The 19,526-nt window shown below is 61.5% G+C and carries 19 protein-coding genes; 7 read left to right on the forward strand and 12 right to left on the reverse strand.

All coding sequences use genetic code 11. The annotated features are described in order from the left end of the window. The first annotated feature begins 15 nt into the window (after positions 1 to 15). The 4 genes from wrbA to ACT6Q8_RS21135 all read left to right on the forward strand — a co-directional run bounded on the left by wrbA (position 16) and on the right by ACT6Q8_RS21135 (position 4,355). Positions 16 to 618, forward strand: a complete 603-nt coding sequence (gene wrbA, locus ACT6Q8_RS21120; RefSeq protein WP_444734347.1) for an NAD(P)H:quinone oxidoreductase — start codon at positions 16 to 18, stop codon at positions 616 to 618. Between the two features lie 23 nt (positions 619 to 641). Next, positions 642 to 1,175, forward strand: coding sequence for a VOC family protein (locus ACT6Q8_RS21125; protein WP_054170335.1), 534 nt, complete (start codon positions 642 to 644; stop codon positions 1,173 to 1,175). After that, positions 1,175 to 1,966, forward strand: coding sequence for an alpha/beta fold hydrolase (locus ACT6Q8_RS21130; protein WP_444734348.1), 792 nt, complete (start codon positions 1,175 to 1,177; stop codon positions 1,964 to 1,966). The genes ACT6Q8_RS21125 and ACT6Q8_RS21130 overlap by 1 nt, the downstream gene beginning before the upstream one ends. Positions 1,967 to 2,096: 130 nt before the next feature. Continuing rightward, positions 2,097 to 4,355, forward strand: coding sequence for a hypothetical protein (locus ACT6Q8_RS21135; protein ID WP_444734349.1), 2,259 nt, complete (start codon positions 2,097 to 2,099; stop codon positions 4,353 to 4,355). Between the two features lie 5 nt (positions 4,356 to 4,360). Here the strand turns inward: ACT6Q8_RS21135 and ACT6Q8_RS21140 are convergent, their stop codons facing one another. The 7 genes from ACT6Q8_RS21140 to ACT6Q8_RS21170 all read right to left on the reverse strand — a co-directional run bounded on the left by ACT6Q8_RS21140 (position 4,361) and on the right by ACT6Q8_RS21170 (position 10,043). Then, complete coding sequence (locus tag ACT6Q8_RS21140) at positions 4,361 to 4,999, reverse strand: NapC/NirT family cytochrome c (RefSeq protein WP_444734384.1); 639 nt, start codon at positions 4,997 to 4,999, stop codon at positions 4,361 to 4,363. Beyond that, positions 4,999 to 5,529: a nitrate reductase cytochrome c-type subunit gene (locus tag ACT6Q8_RS21145; RefSeq protein ID WP_444734350.1), complete on the reverse strand. Its 531-nt coding sequence runs from the start codon at positions 5,527 to 5,529 to the stop codon at positions 4,999 to 5,001. The genes ACT6Q8_RS21140 and ACT6Q8_RS21145 overlap by 1 nt, the downstream gene beginning before the upstream one ends. 3 nt (positions 5,530 to 5,532) lie before the next feature. Next, positions 5,533 to 8,034, reverse strand: coding sequence for a nitrate reductase catalytic subunit NapA (napA, locus tag ACT6Q8_RS21150; RefSeq protein WP_444734351.1), 2,502 nt, complete (start codon positions 8,032 to 8,034; stop codon positions 5,533 to 5,535). Further along, positions 8,031 to 8,300 carry a chaperone NapD gene (locus ACT6Q8_RS21155; protein ID WP_444734352.1) on the reverse strand — a complete coding sequence of 90 codons (270 nt, stop codon included), beginning with the start codon at positions 8,298 to 8,300 and terminating at the stop codon, positions 8,031 to 8,033. Before ACT6Q8_RS21155 ends, napA begins: the two co-directional genes overlap by 4 nt. After that, a complete protein-coding gene (locus ACT6Q8_RS21160) occupies positions 8,290 to 8,574 on the reverse strand; it encodes a 4Fe-4S dicluster domain-containing protein (protein WP_054170341.1) in 285 nt (94 codons plus the stop codon). The genes ACT6Q8_RS21155 and ACT6Q8_RS21160 overlap by 11 nt, the downstream gene beginning before the upstream one ends. Before the next feature lie 12 nt (positions 8,575 to 8,586). Further along, positions 8,587 to 8,739, reverse strand: coding sequence for a periplasmic nitrate reductase, NapE protein (gene napE, locus ACT6Q8_RS21165; protein ID WP_054170342.1), 153 nt, complete (start codon positions 8,737 to 8,739; stop codon positions 8,587 to 8,589). Positions 8,740 to 8,969: 230 nt separating this feature from the next. After that, on the reverse strand, positions 8,970 to 10,043 hold the full coding sequence (locus tag ACT6Q8_RS21170) for a HupE/UreJ family protein (RefSeq protein ID WP_444734353.1): 1,074 nt from the start codon (positions 10,041 to 10,043) through the stop codon (positions 8,970 to 8,972). Between the two features lie 127 nt (positions 10,044 to 10,170). Here ACT6Q8_RS21170 and ACT6Q8_RS21175 point away from each other — a divergent pair, with 127 nt between their 5' ends. After that, positions 10,171 to 11,310: a GGDEF domain-containing protein gene (locus ACT6Q8_RS21175; RefSeq protein ID WP_444734354.1), complete on the forward strand. Its 1,140-nt coding sequence runs from the start codon at positions 10,171 to 10,173 to the stop codon at positions 11,308 to 11,310. Between the two features lie 6 nt (positions 11,311 to 11,316). Here the strand turns inward: ACT6Q8_RS21175 and ACT6Q8_RS21180 are convergent, their stop codons facing one another. The 5 genes from ACT6Q8_RS21180 to ACT6Q8_RS21200 all read right to left on the reverse strand — a co-directional run bounded on the left by ACT6Q8_RS21180 (position 11,317) and on the right by ACT6Q8_RS21200 (position 15,990). Further along, positions 11,317 to 12,678 (reverse strand): CAP domain-containing protein, encoded by a 1,362-nt coding sequence (locus ACT6Q8_RS21180; protein ID WP_082372710.1) that lies wholly within the window; start codon positions 12,676 to 12,678, stop codon positions 11,317 to 11,319. A gap of 5 nt (positions 12,679 to 12,683) precedes the next feature. Beyond that, positions 12,684 to 13,823 carry a hypothetical protein gene (locus ACT6Q8_RS21185; protein WP_444734355.1) on the reverse strand — a complete coding sequence of 380 codons (1,140 nt, stop codon included), beginning with the start codon at positions 13,821 to 13,823 and terminating at the stop codon, positions 12,684 to 12,686. Further along, complete coding sequence (locus tag ACT6Q8_RS21190) at positions 13,820 to 14,191, reverse strand: helix-turn-helix domain-containing protein (protein WP_444734356.1); 372 nt, start codon at positions 14,189 to 14,191, stop codon at positions 13,820 to 13,822. The genes ACT6Q8_RS21185 and ACT6Q8_RS21190 overlap by 4 nt, the downstream gene beginning before the upstream one ends. A 28-nt stretch (positions 14,192 to 14,219) precedes the next feature. Next, on the reverse strand, positions 14,220 to 14,579 hold the full coding sequence (locus ACT6Q8_RS21195) for a helix-turn-helix domain-containing protein (protein WP_444734357.1): 360 nt from the start codon (positions 14,577 to 14,579) through the stop codon (positions 14,220 to 14,222). Between the two features lie 286 nt (positions 14,580 to 14,865). Continuing rightward, positions 14,866 to 15,990: a methyl-accepting chemotaxis protein gene (locus ACT6Q8_RS21200; protein WP_444734358.1), complete on the reverse strand. Its 1,125-nt coding sequence runs from the start codon at positions 15,988 to 15,990 to the stop codon at positions 14,866 to 14,868. A gap of 364 nt (positions 15,991 to 16,354) precedes the next feature. On the opposite strand from ACT6Q8_RS21200, the gene ACT6Q8_RS21205 reads away from it, so the two are divergent. Together ACT6Q8_RS21205 and ACT6Q8_RS21210 are read left to right on the forward strand one after the other, a co-directional pair. Then, positions 16,355 to 16,759 (forward strand): hypothetical protein, encoded by a 405-nt coding sequence (locus ACT6Q8_RS21205; RefSeq protein ID WP_054170349.1) that lies wholly within the window; start codon positions 16,355 to 16,357, stop codon positions 16,757 to 16,759. A 112-nt stretch (positions 16,760 to 16,871) separates the two neighbouring features. Further along, positions 16,872 to 19,505: an FkbM family methyltransferase gene (locus ACT6Q8_RS21210; protein WP_444734359.1), complete on the forward strand. Its 2,634-nt coding sequence runs from the start codon at positions 16,872 to 16,874 to the stop codon at positions 19,503 to 19,505. Positions 19,506 to 19,526: the final 21 nt, after the last annotated feature.

The raw sequence follows: 19,526 nt of genomic DNA on the forward strand, positions 1-19,526 counted from the left end.
GGAAGGGGATGATCCATGGCGAAGGTACTTGTGCTTTACTATTCCAGTTACGGCCATATCGAAACCATGGCCGCCGCGATGGCCGACGGTGCGCGGTCGGTGGCTGGAGCCGATGTCACGGTTAAACGCGTGCCGGAACTGGTACCGGATGAGGTGGCAAGGGCTGCCGGTATCCGCCTGGATCAGGCGGCCCCCATCGCCAGCCCTGGTGAACTGGGCGATTATGATGCCGTTATCTTCGGCACGCCGACGCGATTTGGCAATATGGCGGCGCAGATGCGCAACTTCCTGGACCAGACGGGCGGGCTTTGGGCCAAGGGCGCGCTGGTCGGCAAGGTGGGCAGCGTCTTCGTCTCCACCGCCAGTCAGCATGGCGGCCAGGAAACTACCATCACCTCCTTCCACACCACGCTGTTGCATCATGGCATGATCATTGTCGGCCTTCCCTATAGCTGGGCCGGCGCGACGCGGATGGATGAGATCAGCGGCGGCACTCCCTATGGCGCCAGCACCCTGGCCGGCGCCGATGGGTCTCGCCAGCCCAGCGCCAACGAGTTGGAAGGGGCCCGGTTCCAGGGGCGCCATGTCACGGAAATCGCCACACGGCTGTTCGGCTGAAAGACTTGAGAGAGGATGCGACCATGAGTGCGAAACTTCCCAATCGTCTGCACCACACTGCCTATGTCACACGCGACCTGGAGGCGACGCGCCATTTCTATGAAGATGTGCTGGGGATCCCGCTGATCGCCACCTGGTGCGAAAAGGACATGCTGTTCGGTGCCGAGCGCACCTATTGCCATTGCTTCTTTGGGTTGGCGGATGGCAGTGCGCTGGCCTTTTTCCAGTTTGCCGAACCGGAGGATCAGGCGCTGTTCGGACCGCCCATGCCGGAATCCCCCTTCCACCATATCGCCCTGCATGTCGACGCCGACACCCAGGCGCAGATCGAAAGCCGCATCCGCGCGGCAGGCTTTACCGAGCCCGACACCTACACGCTGGAACATGGCTATTGCCGGTCAGTCTATATCAAGGACCCGAACGGCATGATCCTGGAATTTACCCATGACGCGCCGTCGGCGGCGGCCCTGGAGCAGGCAAAGCGCGAAACGGCGCGGGCCGATCTGGCCCGCTGGCTGGGGGGTGACCGCAGCGTCAATAACACCTATCGTCATTGATGATGCAGACCCAGGTTGCCGTCGACGGTGGAAGCCTGTCCGTGGAGATTGCCGGGGCCGGGAAGCCGGCCCTGGTCATGCTCCATGGCTGGACTCTGGACCGGCGCATGTGGCGGCCCCAGGTTCGGGGACTGTCGGATTGCGCCACCCTGATACTGCCCGACCGGCGCGGTTTCGGAAGGTCGCAGGCGCCACCTGGATTGTTGCAGGAACCAGATGATATCCCTGCCTTGCTGGACCATTTCGGTTTGGCTTCAGCCATTCTCGTTGCGCATTCACAGGCCGGACGGGTGGCGCTGATGGCGGCGGCCCGGCATCACGATCGGGTTGCCGGCCTTGTCCTGCTGGCGGCGGCGCATGATGCGGCCCCGCCGGACCCTGTGACGGAACCCGCACTTCCCCTTGCGCAATTGGTGGAACATGTCCGGGCGGGCAACCTGCTCGAAGCGGTGGCACTTTGGCGGGCCCATCCGATGCTGCGGACCGATGACGCGGAAACGTCGCGGCTGCTGGATGAGATGCTGGCCGATTACCAGGGCAGGGATCTGCTGTCGCCGCCCGCGGTCCTGCCGGTGACGGATGAACTGCTGGCGACCATCACTTGCCCTAGTTTGGTGATGGTCGGCGATCTGGATACGCCGTCACGGTTGGTGGCGGCACATCGGCTGTGTCAGGGGTTGTGGCAATCTGCGATGCAGTTTTTTACGCAGGCTGGCCACATGGCGAACATAAGCCATGCCACTGCCGTCAATCAGGCAATCAGGGATTATGTGACCCGCAATTTTCCCTGACATTTCCTCCCCTTCGGAGATTGGGATCGGCGCCCACTCCTACTGAAGCCTGCACTTCTTTCTTGAAGTTCATGATAACGTGGCTCCTATTCCGCAATCCGAAATGCGCGAAGACGCTTGGAGCCTGTGCATGGACTTTGTCCTTACTCTGAATGATTTCGTGCAGACATTCATCGGCCTTGCGGCATCGGAGGGTCAGAAGGCCCGGTTCATCCAGATCGGGGCAGGCCCGCATTTCAGTCCGTTTGCACCTTTCCTGGATCGTCTTGCCGGCTATGTCGTCGATCCGTTGCTGGAAGAAGGGCATGACAGCCGCTATGTCGGGGTGAGGGCCGGTATCGGGCGGGGTATTGGGGTTATCCGTCTGCGCCACCTGGACGAAACGGCGATCAATAATGGCCTGCTGCCAGCCCGTTTCAGGGAACTTCGTTCCTTCGGACTGATCTCCATGCTGGACAGTGGCGGTTGGCTGGCGGGCATGTGCCCGAATGAGGAGACACGGGCAGCCATCCGTATGCTGGTCCGTGAAACGCTGGTTGCCTGCATGCCGCTGCGATATCTCGTCGGTCGCTACGGTATCGGGGCCACGGACATGCTGGCCATCAGCACCGCCGGCACCGAACTGGAAATTCTGGAGCAGTTGAGCGATCTGCCGTCGCCGCCGCGTGGTCTGCTGGTTGATGTTGAGAATCTGACGCTGATCCAACGTCAGAAGGTGATGGATATCTTTGTTGCCCGCAATTATCGCCCTGCCTGGATCAGCCAGGATCTGTTGGCGGGCTTCCATGACCCGATACGGGAAATGCGTCGACATGTGCCTGCTTTGCGGCGGGCGGCTGGCCTGCGTGGACAGACGGAAACCGCCCTGGTCACGCTGCTGGCGGATTGTGCCGACGATCTGGGCCGACCGACCGAACCGGAACGGTTAAATGCCATCATCGACCTTGTCGAGGCGGGGCGTATCGAGGATACCGCCCCCCTTGTCGAGGCGCTGGTCAGCAGCGCCCGCGACAGAGAAGTCCTGCAACAGCAACTGGGCCCCCTGATTGCCGAGGCTATTCGGCAGCGGGCAATGTATGCGGAGCAGGGTGACGAGGCCCGTATCGAGACGATGCAGCGCATCATCGCCTCTCTCTATGATAAATGCCCTGCCGCAAACCGTTGGGCGATGGGCAGAAGCACAGCACAGCTTCAGGAGCCGGCGGCGGCACGTTATGCCCATCTGGTGCTGGCGCACGAACCGGACGACGTCATGGCGCTGCATATGGCAGCACGGTTTGCCACCGCAACGGGCCTCAAGGATGAGGAACTTGCCCTGCGTCGACGCTTTATGGCGCAGCAGACCGACCGCCTGCTGCAAATGTATAATTGCCTGCGTCTCATTTGGTTTTATCTGCATGGCCCGCTGAATGAACAGACAAAGGCAGCGATCATGCATTGCCGCAACCTGCCTCTGCGGCAACCGCGGGCCCTCTATGGCGATCCGTCGTTACAGATTGCTCATGATCATTGCGAGCTGATGCTGGATTGCCTGGATCTTGATTTTCTGAACCATCCGCAGGATGTGGCCGTACAGCCATTGCTGATGCATGATCATCTTGGACGGCGCCTGGACCTTGATCAAGTCCGGCAGGAGGCGCTGCGCGAGGGCGTCCGGACTGTGCTGCTTGCGGCGGGGGATGACCTGTATCTTGACCGCTATGCCCGTTCCTTCGCCAAGTCGGCGCTGGCCAACAGCGATGAACCCATCATGGTCGTCCTGCACGCCATCGGTGGCCGGGACCGTATAGAAGACATCGCCGCACGGATTGGGGTTGTATCCGAACGGCTCTATTATTCGGCGGATGATTTCGACGATGCGCCCTACCGCTACACGACCGTCAATAATGAGTGCACGTTTGAAAAGCCGGTGGCCCATTATCAGTGTGTGCGGTTTGATGTAGCCGACAGCCTGCTGCAAGGGCTTGGTCTGCCCGTCATCGCGGCGGATATCGACACGCTGGTCCTGGGCGGGACGTCATCGCTGTCCGCGCGCACCGACGATGTCATCCTGAACTTCAACCCGCTGGCCACCGGGTTTGCCGCCTTGATAACGGCCAACCTCCTGCGGCTTCGCCCAACGCCGGGCGCCCGGCGTTTCATGGGGGCCGTGCGTGCCTATCTGCGGGGTGAACTGGCGAAGCCCAAGATTACCCGTTGGATTGATCAGGTGGCTTTGCTGATGGCCAAACTGCATTGCGAACAGAACCGCACGCCCGTGATCATCGGCGGATTTGAGGAAAAGGACATCAACAACACCATCTATCTGCGCTTTGACAATTACTCCATCCGCTTCCTGTCACTTTACAGCACGTTCGATCTGAACAGCATCCCAGCTGCCTATCGCTGACCGGGTCAAGGCAGGGATACCGCCGCCCGATCCGGCATGGTCCAGATGGGCACACCCGTCATGTCGGGCAGGCGGTGGGCAATGCCCTTGTGACAGTCGATGCAGGTCGCCTGACCCGTGAACAGGAAGCGCTGGTGTGCGTCGGCCCCGCGTGCGCCCTGTCGAGTGATGTCCATGCTGTCGGCGCTGTGGCAGTTGCGGCATTCCAGGGAATTGTTGGCCTTCAGCCGTGCCCATTCGTGGCCGGCCAGTTCCCGGCGCTTGGCCTCGAACTTTTCCGGTGTATCGATAGTGCCGAAAATCTTGCCCCAGACCTCCTTGGATGCCTGCATCTTGCGGGCGATCTTGTCGGTCCAGTTATGGGGGACGTGGCAATCGGGACAGGTGGCGCGCACGCCCGACCGGTTGGAATAATGGATGGTCTGTTTCAGGTCGGCATAGGGATTGTCCTTCATCTCGTGACAGCCGATGCAGAACGCCTCCTTGTTGGTCATCTCCAGCGCTGTATTGAACCCACCCCACCAGATGACGCCCGCCACGAAGCCGCCGATAGTCAGGAACCCGATGCCCAGATGGGCCGCGGGGCGGTTGAAGGCAGTCCAGGCGGCCCTGGCCAGAGACAGGACCCGTTGGATGATGATCATCATTTGCCCTCCCCGACCGGAGGACGATTTTCACGGATGACGCTGTCCACATCGCGGAAGGTGTTGACCACGCGCGGCTGTGCGTCCGTCTGCGGCACATGGCATTGCAGGCAGAAATAGCGGCGGGTGGAGACGGCACCCAGCACTTGCCCGTCGCGGTCCTGGAAATGCGTGACGGAGATCATGGGGGCCTGACTGTCGCCCGTGAATTCGCGGGCGTGGCAGGTCAGGCACTTGTTGGCACGCAGGTCGAGCTGATAGCCGGCGATGGCATGCGGGATGACAGGCGGCTGTTCAGGATAGTTGCGCTGCCGGCGCTGATCATCGCTTACATCCTTGGGCATGGAAGGTGCCTCCTGCACCAACAGCCCCTCGGCACCTGTGAAGGCGGGCCGTCCGCTGGCCTTCACGTCGCGGGTGCTGGCGGCAGGTGCCGGGTCGGTGGCAAAGGCCCGCTGCGCCATGGGTTGCAGCAGCAGGGGCAGGGCGGCTAGCAGGGCCAGCAGCACGGGGGTGTGGCGCTTGCTCATGGTTCAGGCCTCCCCGACCGGGGTGATACGTACGGCGCATTTCTTGAAATCGGTCTGTTTGGAGATGGGGTCGGTAGCGTCCAGCGTAACGCGGTTGATCAGGACATCGGCATCAAACCAAGGCACGAAGACCAGACCGCGCGGCGGTTTGTTCCGTCCCCGCGTCTCCACCCGCGCCCGCACCTGTCCCCGGCGCGAGGCCACCACGACCTCTTGCCCGCGCCGGACCTGCATCGCCTGGGCATCGTCCGGGTGCATGTAGCAGAGCGCCTGCGGCACCGCCTTGTGCAGTTCCGGCACGCGCCGGGTCATCGACCCGCTGTGCCAATGTTCCAGCACGCGGCCCGTGGACAGCCAGAACGGGTATTCCGTGTCCGGGCTTTCAGCGGGCGGTTCATAGGGCAGGGCGAATATGCGCGCCTTGCCATCCTTGTGCCCGTAGAAGCGCATGCCCTCGCCCGCGGGCACATAGGGATCGCTCCCCTCCCGGAAGCGCCAGCGGGTTTCCTTGCCATTCACCACCGGCCAGCGTAGGCCGCGTTCGGCGTGATAGGTGTCATAGGGAGCCAGATCATGGCCATGCCCCCGGCCAAAGCTGGCATATTCCTCAAACAGGCCCTTTTGCAGGTAGAAGCCGAATTCCTTGGCCTCCCGGTTCTCATACTCCTTGTCGCATTCGGTCACGGGGAACCTGTCCACCTGACCGTTGCGGTAGAGGATATCGTACAGGGTCTTGCCGCGATATTCCGGCGCCTTGGCCAGCAATTCCTCCGGCCATACCTCCTCCACCTTGAAGCGTTTGGAGAATTCTACCAGCTGCCACAGGTCGGATTTCGCCTCGCCCGGCGCATCGACCAACTGGTGCCAGACCTGGGTCCGGCGTTCGGCATTGCCATAGGCCCCTTCCTTCTCCACCCACATGGCGGCGGGCAGCACCAGATCGGCGGCCATGGTGGTGACGGTGGGATAGGCGTCTGACACGACGATGAAATTGTCGGGGTTGCGGTATCCGGGCCAGGTCTCGTTGGCGGTGTTAGGGGCGGCCTGCATATTGTTGTTCACCTGCACCCAATAGCAGTTCAGCTTGCCATCCTTCAGCATCCGGTCTTGTTGCACCGCGTGAAAGCCCGGCTTGGCCGGGATGGTGCCTTCCGGCAGTTTCCACAGATGTTCGGCATGGGCGCGGTGTTCGGGATTGGTCACCACCATGTCGGCGGGCAGCCGGTGCGAGAAGGTTCCCACCTCACGCGCTGTGCCACAGGCGCTGGGCTGTCCCGTCAGGGAGAAGGGGCTGTTGCCGGGTTCGGCAATTTTGCCCGTGAGCAGGTGGATGTTGTAGACAAGGTTGTTGGCCCAGACACCGCGCGTATGCTGGTTGAAACCCATGGTCCAGAAGCTGACCACCTTGACCTTTGGATCGGCGTACAGCTCGGCCAGCGCCTTCAGCCGGGCGGCGGGGACGCCCGACTGTGCCGCCACCTTTTCCAGCGTATAGGGGGCGATGAAGGCGGCGAATTCATCAAAGCTGATGGGATCGCTTTCATTGGCCTTGGCGGCGTTCTTGGCCGCCACCTCCAGCGGATGGGTGGGGCGCAGGCCATAGCCGATATCGTCCCGGCCCTTCACGAAGGTTGTGTATTTGCTGACGAAATCCTTGTTGACGCGCCCCGTCTTGATGATGTGGTTGGCGATGTAGTTCAGGATGGCCAGATCGGTCTGTGGCGTAAAGACCATCGGGATGTCGGCCAGCTCAAACGACCGATGTTCAAAGGTCGACAGCACCGCTACCTTCACATCCGGGTTGGACAGGCGGCGGTCGGTGACGCGGGTCCACAGGATGGGGTGCATCTCCGCCATGTTGCTGCCCCAGAGGACAAAGGCGTCGGCGGCCTCGATATCGTCGTAACAGCCCATCGGTTCATCAATGCCGAAGGTGCGCATGAAGCCGGCGACGGCGGATGCCATGCAATGGCGGGCATTGGGGTCGATATTGTTGGATCGGAAACCGGCCTTCATCAGCTTGGACGCGGCATAGCCCTCATGGACGGTCCATTGCCCGGACCCGAACATGCCGATGGCTTCCGGCCCCTTGGCCTTCAGCGTCACCTTCCATTTCTCCGCCATGATATCGAAGGCTTGGTCCCAGGTGACGGGCGTGAAGTCCCCGTCCTTGGCATATTTGCCATCCTTCATGCGCAGCATGGGCGTGGTCAGCCGGTCCTGGCCATAGATGATCTTGGACAGGAAATAGCCCTTTACGCAGTTCAGGCCGCGATTGACCTCTGATTTCTGGTCGCCATGGGTGGCGACGATGCGCCCCTCCTTCACGCCGACCATGACGCCGCAGCCTGTGCCGCAGAAACGACAGGGGGCCTTGGACCATTTCATCTTGGCATCCAGGCCGGTGGGCAGCTGCGTGGCAGCCGCTTCCAGGGTCAGGCCGGCGGTGGCTGCGGCGGTGGCTGCCGCCTGGGCCTTCAGGTAATCGCGTCGGGTCAGGGTCATGGCATCGGCTCCGCAAGGGCTGCCGCCGGTTCGGCATGGTGATAGACGGGCAGGGCGCTGTAGACGCCGGGCAAGGCATTGATGGCGTCCAGCGTGTCGGCCACGGCCCGGTCGCTGGCCCGTTCGACCAGCACGATCAGGCGGCTGGCATCACCCCGGGCCGGCACGATCTCGCAATCCATCGCCAGCAGGCGGGCGGTCAGGTCGGGCATGGCGCCGGGGGCCGCGTGGATGATGAAGCTGGAAATATGGATTTCACTGGCCATGGGTTTCCTCCACGGTACCGGAAAGCCTGATAGCATTGGCCGGGCAGGGCGGCAGACAGTCGCCACACCCGGTGCAGCGGTCGGCATCGACATCCGCCCGTGCCCGCCCGCGCGGCAGCAGATGGAACCGGATGGCCCCTTCCGGGCAGGCATCGGCACAGGTCCGGCAATAGGCGCCATTCTCGGCCAGGCAGCTGGCGCTGATGATGGCCAAGGCAGACTGTGCCGGTGTCTGGCGTGCGAACAGGGCGCGGCGGGAGAGACGGGTTTCCATGGGTTCCACCCTTCACAGGCCGGGCGGACCGGCGATCAACTGCACCATCCAGACTGCGAAGCCATAGGCGGCCACGACCCCCACCGACAGGACGGGGACCAGCACGAAGGCGAGGAACAGGAACTTCAGGAGTTCAGTCCGTCTTGTTTCGGTATGTGCGTGCATAACGTCCTGCCAACCGGATTGTTCGCCAGGGAAATCAATACACCGCAGGGAAAAGCATGATCATTGATCGAGATCAATTATATCAGCAGTCAGTTTTCATCAGTCAATAAAAATGAATTTGCGAAATATGCTCAAAAATCAAAGTATTGATAAATGTATAATTTAAACTTGATCTTTATCAAGATCATTAGAATCTATGCATTAGATTTCTCAGTTGTGAAAAGCCCAGCTCAGCCGACAAGGACACGTTCTGCCATCCAGTAAAGCCCGACAATGGCAATCAGGGCCGATGCCGGTATCGTGATGCGTGTCCTGAACCACGCCCTATCCTTTAACCAATGCAGAAGCAGGAAATAGGCGATTGCGATTACGGCCAGTTGCCCCGCCTCGATCCCGATATTGAAGCCTATAAGCGCTGCCGTTTGATCTTTGGCTGGCAAGCCCAGCTCTGTCAGGACACCTGCGAAGCCCAGGCCATGCAGCAACCCGAACCCGAAGACCAGCGCGGGGCGCCAGGGTGTCATCCGGCGGGCAAAGATATTCTCTACCGCGACATAGGCGATGGACAGCGCGATCAGCGGTTCAACGATACGGGCTGGCAGATCAATCACGCCGTTCAATGCCAGGGCCAGTGTCAGGCAATGGGCCAGGGTGAAGGCCGTGACTTGCACCAGCAATGGCCGCAGCCTTGTCGTGAGCAGGACCAGTCCCAGAACGAACAGCACATGGTCCGGACCGTCCGGCACGATGTGAATGAAGCCCAGATGCACATATTGTCCAACGACCTGCATCAATGTGGGCGGCGGTCCGGGCCGCAGGGGCAGGGGGCCTGTGGCCGCACTTCCCTCCACCCAATGAACCTGCCCACCCAGCAGCAGCGCATATTGTCCTTCCAGCAGGTCGAACTGCCAGGATACCGTTCTGGCTCCCAATGGCAAGGGTCCGTCTGCACGCAGAACCAGGAATGACGGCTGCGACTGATCCGCCGGCATCAGTAGTTGTTCGACGACCATGGTTGTGGCAACCGCTTCACCGTCGATCCGCACAAGTAGATGTCGCGGTAAGGCGGGTGAGAGTTCCGCCAGCTTGGCTGCGGCTGTGCCTTGGGTGAAATCCCTGCCCGGCTCCTGTTTCTCCGCATGTTCCAGCCTGTTTATGAAGGGTGTCGGGGCTGTAACGATGCGGGCGCTCCATGAACCTTCGCCAAGCTCGATCACGACCTGACTATCGCCGATTTCGTGCGTAGCCGCCGGCCTGACCATCACCAGCAACAGGGCCAGCAGTCCCAGCAGAAACAATCTCATGGCAGGTTCCTGGCCCATTGCGCTCCAATGTCATCGGGGCGTCACCGTGACCGGTTTAACCCCTTGACCGCAAGGGCAAAACATTGTCCCTGAACGGGGTGTGGGACATGATCCGGGGACTGTCGGCATGGGGCAGCCGGATATTGCGACATTGCGGATGATGCTGGGGTTCGGTGGCTTGTTGTCGCTGTTGGTGACCCTGGGCTTGTGGCGGGTAGAACGGGGGACGGCGGGGACGGGCGCCTGGTTGCTGGCGGCGATCCTTGGTCTGACGGCATGCCTGCTGCCGCCTGCCGTCGTCTGGCGTCAGCCCGACCTGGGCATCGTCGCCAATACCAGCCTCACCCTTTCGGCCATGTTGCTTATTCTGGAGGGGGCTCTCCGCTTTCGTGACATTGGTCGTGCGGGTCATCGCCGATTGCCGCTTGTCATGGCGCTCTTCGCAATCGTCGCCCTGATGTTGGCGGCGGCGGGGCGCCCCTGGATCCGGATTGTGCTGCATGACGGGCTGGCGGCCATTCTGCTCTGGGGCACGGCAGGGGCTTTGACCTGGAACGCCGCAAAGGGTCAGCGGGCGGTCAGCGGCGTTTTGGCGCTCGCCTTCATGGGGCTGGGACTTCTTTACACTTGGCGGGGAGCAGGTTTGCTGGCCCGTGGCGTGGATCTGGGCGGGGCGGATACACGCATGCCGCCCTGGCTGCTGGCGGCCAGTTTTGTCTGGCTCCTGGTCTGGACGGCGGGGATGCCGCTGCTGCTACTGCTCCGCAGCCAGGAACGGCAGCGTCGACTGCTTGATCGCGACAGTCTGACCGGCCTGTCCAGCCGTATGGCGTTTCTGCGCGACAGTGCGGATGCATTGATGCACCGGGGTGACCAGGGTCAGGGGGCGGGCGTCCTGCTCTTGTCGCTGGAAGGACTTCGTCCCATGAATGAAAGCCTTGGACATGAGGCCGGCGATCAGATGCTGCTGGTCTTTGCAGAGCGATTGCGTGCCGAAGCGGTGGCGGCAGGGGCGCTCGCTGGGCGCCTGACCGGCGCTCAGTTTGCCATCCTGCTGCCGGCCACGGTCGACCGTGCGGGCCTGATGCGGGCTATGGAGCGGGTGCGGCGGTCGCTAATACCGCCCCTTGTTCTCGGTGATCTGTCGCAGCCGGCCAGTTTCAGCATGGGCACGGCGCTTTATCCAGAGGATGGCCGTTCCATTGCTGCTCTGCTGGAAGCTGCGGAGCGGGCCATGTTCAAGGTGAAGGCGGTGGGTGCCGCCTGATTACCCTCAGCCCAGGATAGAGTCGGCGTCGAAAGGAACACGCCCTTCGATCTGCCCCAGCAGACGGTAATGGCTGAGGCCGCTGTCAAACTGTCCGAGAGCCACAGCTGCCGCAACATCCGGGTTCTTGGCCAGATAAAAAGCCTCATTGAAATGCTCAGTCGCTAACCGGCCTTCGAAGCGGCCATAGGACAGATAGTGATCGATTGCTGAACCGATCTGCCCCTCCTTGATGGCAGCGGCGACATCGGGATTGAGTTCCAGATAATCCGCCGTGTTGAAATAGGCGTTGGGATTACGCCCTTCAAACTGCCCATACAGGATATAATGCTCAAACGCACTGCGGATCGCGCCTGTGGAAACGGCCGCCGCAATATCTGGATTGTGGGCAAGATAATAGTCGGTATCGAAGAAGACGGCAGGATCGCGATCTTCCTTGGCGCCGAAAGCCCAGAAATGGTCTTCAAGCGAGGAGATGGCGCCACTGGTCACAGCGGCGGCGACATCAACATTGCGCAGGCCGTAATACGCGTCATCGAAGCGGACCTGGGTCAGGTTCTCGCCCCAGTTGCTGCTGTCGATGACACGGTCGGCAAACTGCACATACTCAACATTGTGAATGCTGATCTGTCCGTCGGCGCCGGTTATCACCGCCCAGGTGGCATTCCCTTCTGCCACGGCAGTAATGGTGTAGGATGCGGCATTACCGGACAGGACAACGCGGTCCAGACCGGTGCCGCCGTCAACACGGTCGCCATTGGTCAGCCCGGTGATGACATCATTGCCACCTGCTGCCGAGATGCTGTCCGCCCAGGCCGTGGACTGTATCGTGTCACCGGTGTTGGTCCCGACAATCGGCGCAACCTTGATGCCGCCCACCGCGTCGGCATATTTGCCGAACGTGACATAGGCCATGTCACCGGAGAAACCGATACCGACACTGTCCCAACTGGCCGAAAGAATGTTGCTGGCCGTTCCGGGATTTGACATCCACTCCGTCAGCAGATTGCTGCGAACCGTTCCGGCGACAACCCCGTCCGCATTCTCGGCAATGCTCTGCGGCAAGGACAGTTTAAGTCCATCGGCCACAGCCAGCACACCGGCGACGAACCCCTGCCCATCACTCCAGTGGTGCAGGGTTGGTACCACACGGTTGGCCACGGCAATCTGCGACCAGGCCGTGTAGCCGACATTGCTGTCGAAATCGACCGCGTGCTGTCCGGCAAGGACAGACAGGTCCATGCTGGGCTTCAAAGGTGCCAGCCCTTTTTCAGCACGAAGAGCATTGATGGCGTGATAAAGGGCCAGTTCGGTCATCGACAGGCTGCTGCTGCCGGCGGCCAACGTGGTTGCTGCTGCGAAACTCATGATCTTCAGCCTCCAGCGACCAGCGGATCAGGCGTCGACGTCAGGTGGATTTCCACCGTCGCCTGCCCGATCACGGTCAGGTGTGATCCGCTATTGGCAACCAAAGCCCCCAAATCCGTGACAATGGCACTTGACGTGCCGCCATCCCCGGATTTTTCGATCACCAAACTATCCTGCCCCTTATCGAAGTTCTCCACTTTTGCGGTCAGATCCTTGCCGTGCCCATCAAGCACGATCAGGAACGTGTCCGTTTTCTTTTCGGTGCCGACAAAGGTCACCTTGCTATCAAAGCTCACCTGGATGTGATCGCCGCCGACCGTGAAGGACAAAGCCACCCCCTGGCTCTGTCCGGTGGGAACGGCGATCGCCTGTTTGGTACCGGTATCCACAACGTCCGACGTGTTGGATATGTCGATAACAGCCAGGGTTGGCACCGGCTTCTCAACCGGGGCCGAAGTCGGCGTGTCGCTGCTGGACACGGCAACCGTCTCGCTATGCTCAACCTTCACCGGTGTCGGCGTTTCTGCCGGTCCAGATGTGGCGGTATCCGTGACATCCGTATGCCGTGCATTCGGCAGGTTGCTATCAACGGCTGGCAAATCCAGGACCGAGTTGGTAGCATCAACGCCGTGGTCGCCAGCGTCAGGCGCGCCGGACGGTGGCAGGGGCGATGCAACCGCATCATGCGTGACGGCGTTGGCGATCACTTCCGTCGTCAGGGCGGCCATGACCGCGCTGACGATGCGCAGGAAGGCGTGCGTGCCATCCTTGTCGTCATCGCCATCCGTCGCGGTGGCGTCGTGATGCGCCGGCGCCTCAACCCCGGCCAACGGCGAGAAATCGATGCCGGACAGCGCCTGCCGCAGCGTATCGCCCGACCAAGTTTCACCATCCAGCACATGCACAACGAAGAAGCCGTCGATGCGGGCAATGTGAACCAGCGCATCACCGGTCGCCATATCCTCGATCGCGAACCAGGGATCACCCTCATCCGACAGGCCGGATGCCGCTTCCACGGTCAGGCCATGGCGGGAGAACTGATCCAGGCAACGATAAACATCGGCGATGTCCTGGTTGCTCCAGAAACCGCTATTGCCGTTTGCCGCAGGTCCGGGGAACCGGAATATTTCGGCCGACGCGCTCATGCCGGCCTCCCTTCTTCATGGCTTTGCCGCAGGGCGGCGAATGCATCGGGTTCAAAAGCGGCAAGGTAGCCGGCCGCAAAATCGGAAGGTTCCATACCCAGCGCCAGGGCCCAACCGGTCAGCACGCCCTCGGGAAGACGGCCACGACCGGACTCGATGGCGCTGACCAGCGTCGGTGTCGCGATGCCCACAGCATCCGCCAGGGTCCGGGTTGTGAACCCACACTCCACGCGCCGCTGCCGGATGGTACGTCCCCAGGCGGCCCGCCGCTCCCGCAGCGCCGACATCCGTTCACGTGCAGCATTATCCGCCGTTTCATGACGGGCGGCTTTCATCTGCGCGATGTGGATGGAGACGATTTCGCCCATGTGGCGGCTGCCTTAACCTTCAAGCCTTTTAAACGACGCGGAAACGCGGTGCCTGCTTGTCCCCATTCCCGTCGCCGGGCGCCGTTGTACCGGCTTCACCGAACAGAATGGAATGGGTAATGGGATCATAAAACTGCATAAGGGTCCGTACGAATTCAGCCGGCTGCATCTGCAGGGCGGCAGCCCAGGCGAGATAGCTGTCCGGCGGAATGCGACCGCGCCCCGCCTCAATCATCGATACCATTGTGTAATATTCAAGGCCGACAGCCTCCGCCAGCGCACGCTGGGTCAGCCCGACTTCCGTACGGCGGATTTTAAGCCAAGCACCGGCCTGTCGGCGCAGCTCCTTGACCTCTTCACCGCCACCATGTTGGGGATGCGAATACATCCGGCACTCCATGAACTCTGTCTAAGGCGAACATAAGCGACTTTATAACAGATTACCACTTTTCTCTCGCCTGAGATGCCGCAAGGCCCGCCCGTGCGTCCCGCATACGCTGAAATGCAGAGAATCCGCCTCGCGGATAAGGCGGTTGGTCATGGGCAGTGGGTGTTTCCACCACCATGGCGGCGCGACTCAGGGGCGAATCAAGCGGCCAGGGCAGAGGCTTAAAAATGGCAAGGCGCCCGCCGATATCGACGGGCGTCTCATCACTTGCCACTGTTAAGCCGGATCAGGCGTGCCCGTGACGGGCATTCCATGCGGCCTCCACCTCCGGCGGTCGCTGCAGGATCAAGCCGTACCAGCCAAGACCCCGGTAGGTTTCATAGCCGGGTGTCAGGGCGAAGGCGACCATCGTCCCATCCTCTGCCGTGTAATAGCCCATGTCCCGCCCGCCGGTGGTCAGCGGGTAGCGACCGATCAGCAGGTAACGCTGATCGCTGGCGGCAAGAACGCGGAAATTGCTGTCCACGATCAGGCATTTGGTCCGGCCTTCCAGCCGTTCCTCCTCCGTCAGGCGGACATTGCCGACCACGGCGCCAGCCTGCGGGGACCAATCAAAAAAGATGCCCAATACGCCCAGTGGGCGTCCATTCTCCGCCCCGCCCGCCCGGATGGCGGTGGCGTAGGTGGCAACAGGCTGCTGGTTCAGGCCTTCGTGCGGGGCCACATCGGCAACGGCGAATTCCGTGCCGTCGCGCGTGCCCATCGCGTCGCAGAACCATTTCTCATTAGCGACGGAACGGCCCGCGACGGGGTATTGGCCAGGTCGCCCGCTGGCAATGACCCGCCCCTGCGCATCCGCCACCCAGATATCCAGGTAAACGGTGTAGGATTTAAGGATGACGCCCAGGCGTTGGCTGGCATGGCTGGCGGTTGCCGCCCCCGGCTGTTCCAGCGCATCGACCACCGCACTGTCGGTCGCCCACCACCGCACATCGCATGATCGTTCATAGAGGTTGCGGTCAATGATATCGATCATGTTGAGTGCAAGGTCGGCGAGGCGTTGGCCCCGCATCGATCCGACCAATCCCTGGCCCAGTTGATGCAGCCGGTTGGCGCTGCCCACGATCTCGTCGCGCATCTGGCTGGCTGCCAGATCAATCTGGGAAGAGATGGTCTGCACCTCTGCGGCCACGACGCCAAAGCCGGCGCCGTGTACACCGGCGCGGGCCGCCTCGATCTTCGCGTTCAGGGCGAGTATTTTTGTGCGGCGGGTGATGTCACCGATGGCGCTGGTCCGCATGGCGGATACTTCGGCCACTTCACGCGCCAACTCAATGATGGTTTCAGGCGAGGCTTCCTGGTCACAGCGCACCCCGGATGCGGAAAAATCCGCCGTTAAGTCTTTCGGCATGTGTCTCACGGTTCTTTATTGGCTTTGAGAACACTTGATGGAGGTTTGCTTCCTTGCGCCTTGCATCCGTGCAGGGCGACGCGGCTTTGCGCCGTCTGGGTGGATACTTTAGCAATTGATTAAAATTTATCCACAATAAATATTGTCCAAAATATAGGCAATTCTTTCTTCTTGCTGATCACTTAAGGACATCATCGAGTTGCTGTTTATATCCCGTTAAAGCGCGATTGCTTACTGTTTAGTCATAATCGCTCAATAAACAGACAAATTCGCTCCGCGCTACCTACGCCCTCTTTCCAGGGGCCACGGCTTGGGTTACTTCCTGGGAACCGTTTTGCGATTTTTGAGCAGGGATTCCCGATCAATGGCCACCATCTTCGTCGCCCGCAGTGCCAATCTCAGCCAGTGGGGCTCCGATGTCGGGCTGGGCAAGAACCTGTTCAAGGTGGGCGTTTGCGATGGCGATCCTGCTGCGGTGCTGGCAGAGGGCTTTGCGGGTGAGAAGGACTGGACCCTGGTCAAGAAGCAGGCCGATGTCGAGGTGACGGAAGAGGAGGTGCGCGAGCGTCTGTCCAAGCGTCAGAAGCGCGTGGACCCCACCTATTATCCCCGTATCAAGGGGGAGGAGACGCTTTTCAAGGTGGTGGATGCCGATGTGCAGCGTCACATCGTTCTGGCGCGTGCCATGGAAGGCGAGAGTGAGCGGGCTGCCATCAAGTTGAAGGTCGCCGACTTCGCAACCTACCTGATCAGCAACGCTCTGCGCTGATGCCAGTCTGCCCCCGGCGTATCATTGAGAAAGCGTTGCTTCCGCTGTGTCCGTAAAGGTACTACTGCGCAAGGAGTGCCGCCACCGGGGGAATAAGGTGCACAGCAAAGGCATGTCGCAGAACGTGGCGGCGAAGCTGCGGTCCGCCAAGGAGAAGCACCTGGCCGGCAAGGTCGTGGAGGCGGAGCGGGGCTATCGGGAACTGCTGCAAGGAAATCCCGGACTGACCGAGGTCCTACATCCCTTGGGCATCGCGCTGCAGCAGCAGGGGCGTCACGCTGAGGCTGTGGAGTATATTTCCCGCTGGCTGAAGGTTGCGCCCAAGGATTACGAGGCGCTTGTCAACCTGGGCAACTCGCTGTTGAACCTGGGGCGTGGTGCAGAAGCCGGGGCCACCTACCGCCAAGCCTTGGCGCTGCGGCCCTCCGCACCCGACACGCACCTGATGAAAGCCATGGCCGATCAGTTGAGCGGCGATATGGCCGCAGCTGAAAGAAGTGTCCGGGCCACCTTGTCCCTGGTGCCCGATTCTCCGGAAGCCTTGTTTCTGCTTGGTAATATCCTGTGCGCCACGGGCCGCCGGGATGAGGGGATGCAGGCCTATCGTGATGCCTTGCGTCATCGCCCCACCATGGTGGAACCGATGATCAATCTGGCCAGTAACCTGCAGGGGCTTAACCAGCGGGAAGAGGCTGCGGCCCTCTATCGGGAGGCGCTTCGCCTGCGCCCCGGCACGCCCGAGGCGATGCTGAACCTCTCCACCATGGAGTATGAGGATGGCGCCGATCCGGAACAGACATGCCGAAGCTTCATGCAGGTGCTGTCGCAGCTGCCTGATCATCCCGACACGCTGAACAACATTGCCAACCTGCTGATGAACATGAACCGGCTGGAGGAGGCGCAGACCTATATGCGCCGCCGGCTGGCCGTGCCGCCCGATGCCTCTTCAAGCCATGGTACGGCGGCGGCCCTTTTCATGCTGATGGGACAGTGGGAGGAGGGGTGGCAGCATTTCGAATGGCGATGGTTGCGCGACAACCTCCCCGTCCCCCTGCGCGATTTCGGAAAGCCTGAATGGCGGGGCGAGGATATCAGCGACAAGACCATCCTGATCCATCATGAACAGGGGCTGGGCGATAGCATCCAGTTTGTTCGCTTTGCACTGGAGATGGTCAAGCGCGCGGCCCATGTCATTCTGGAGGTGCCGCGCAACCTGCTCGCCCTTTACCAGTGCATTCCGGGTGTCACCCTGGCCGTCTATGACGAACCGCTGCCGCCCTTTGATGTGCAGATCGCGGTCATGAGCCTGCCCTATGTGCTCGGCGTGACGGTGGATAGCCTGCCTGCAACGGTTCCCTATCTCCATGCCGATCCCGCGCGGGTGGAGATGTGGCGCGATCGTGTGCCAAAGGATGGCTTCCGCATCGGCATCGTCTGGCAGGGCAAACCCGGAACCGGCGTCGATAAGGGCCGTTCCTACACCCTGGATCAATTGGCGCCCATCGCCCGTGTCCCAGGCGTGACGCTTGTCAGCATTCAGAAGGGCTATGGTCTTGATCAGCTGGGGCGTCTGCCCGAGGGCATGAAGGTTGAAACCCTAGGGCCCGATTTCGACGAAGGGCCGGGTGCCTTTCTGGATACCGCTGCCGTCATGCAGCATATGGATCTGATCATCTCCTCCGATACATCGGTGGCGCACTTGGCCGGCGCCTTGGGTTGTCCGGTATGGGTGCCGCTGAAATTCTCGCCCGACTGGCGCTGGATGGTCGATCGCGGGGACAGCCCCTGGTATCCCACAAACATGCGTCTGTTCAGGCAGACAGAGCCGGGCGACTGGGCAGGCGTGTTCCAGCGTCTGGCCGCCGATGTCGCGGCGCTGAAGGATGGCGACCGGTCGAAACTGATACCGCCAGCTCCGCCACTGCGTCCGCCGGTCGTACCCTTCCCGCCGGTCGCGGCCCCGCCATTGCCGACCCCCATGCCGCCCGTCAAATTGCGGGACGCCCCTATGCCCATGGCTGGCATCGCTCCACCCGCTGCCGCCATATCCCAGCAACTGGGCCTTGGGATCACGGAAACCCTCACGCCGCTGGGCCGCATCCGGCATCTGGCCGAGGCGGCACCGACCAGCGAGGGGCTTGCCCTGCAAACGGCGCTATGTGCCGATCTGCTGGCCGAAGGCGATGTGGTTGTGGAGGCGGGTGCCGGTGCTGGGTCCTTCACCCTGGCCCTGGCGCGTGCGGTTGGGCCGCGGGGCCGGGTGCATTCCTTCGAACCGCAGCATGTTCAAAATGACTTGCTGCGCTGGAATGTGCAGGAGAACCAGCTTGCTCAGGTGCATGTACGGCAGGCCGCTGTCGGTGACGGCAAGGGACATATCCTTGTCCGCCCTGCCAATACGGATTCTATCTCCCTGTCTGGTGCGGTCGGGGATCCCGTTCCCCTGATCACCATCGACAGCCTTGATCTGCCATCCCTGCATTTGCTGAAGGTGGATGTGGAAGGGGCGGGGATGAATGTGGTCCAGGGTGCGCAGAATACGATCATGCGATGCCGCCCCGCCCTCTACATCAAAGTCAATGTGCCGGAACAGGCCCGTGCCCTCATCAACCGGATGACGGAGCTGGGTTATCGCCTGTGGTGGCATCATGAAAGCGCGGATACCGCCCCCAAGCACCTGCTGGCCTTACCTGGGGAAAAGAAGCCCGTGGTAATCGGGTTGCTCTCTGCGAACCGGCCCGGATGACAGGGCTTTTCTAGAGCTGCT

The organism is Niveispirillum sp. (assembly GCF_052437035.1).
Classification (GTDB): domain Bacteria; phylum Pseudomonadota; class Alphaproteobacteria; order Azospirillales; family Azospirillaceae; genus Niveispirillum.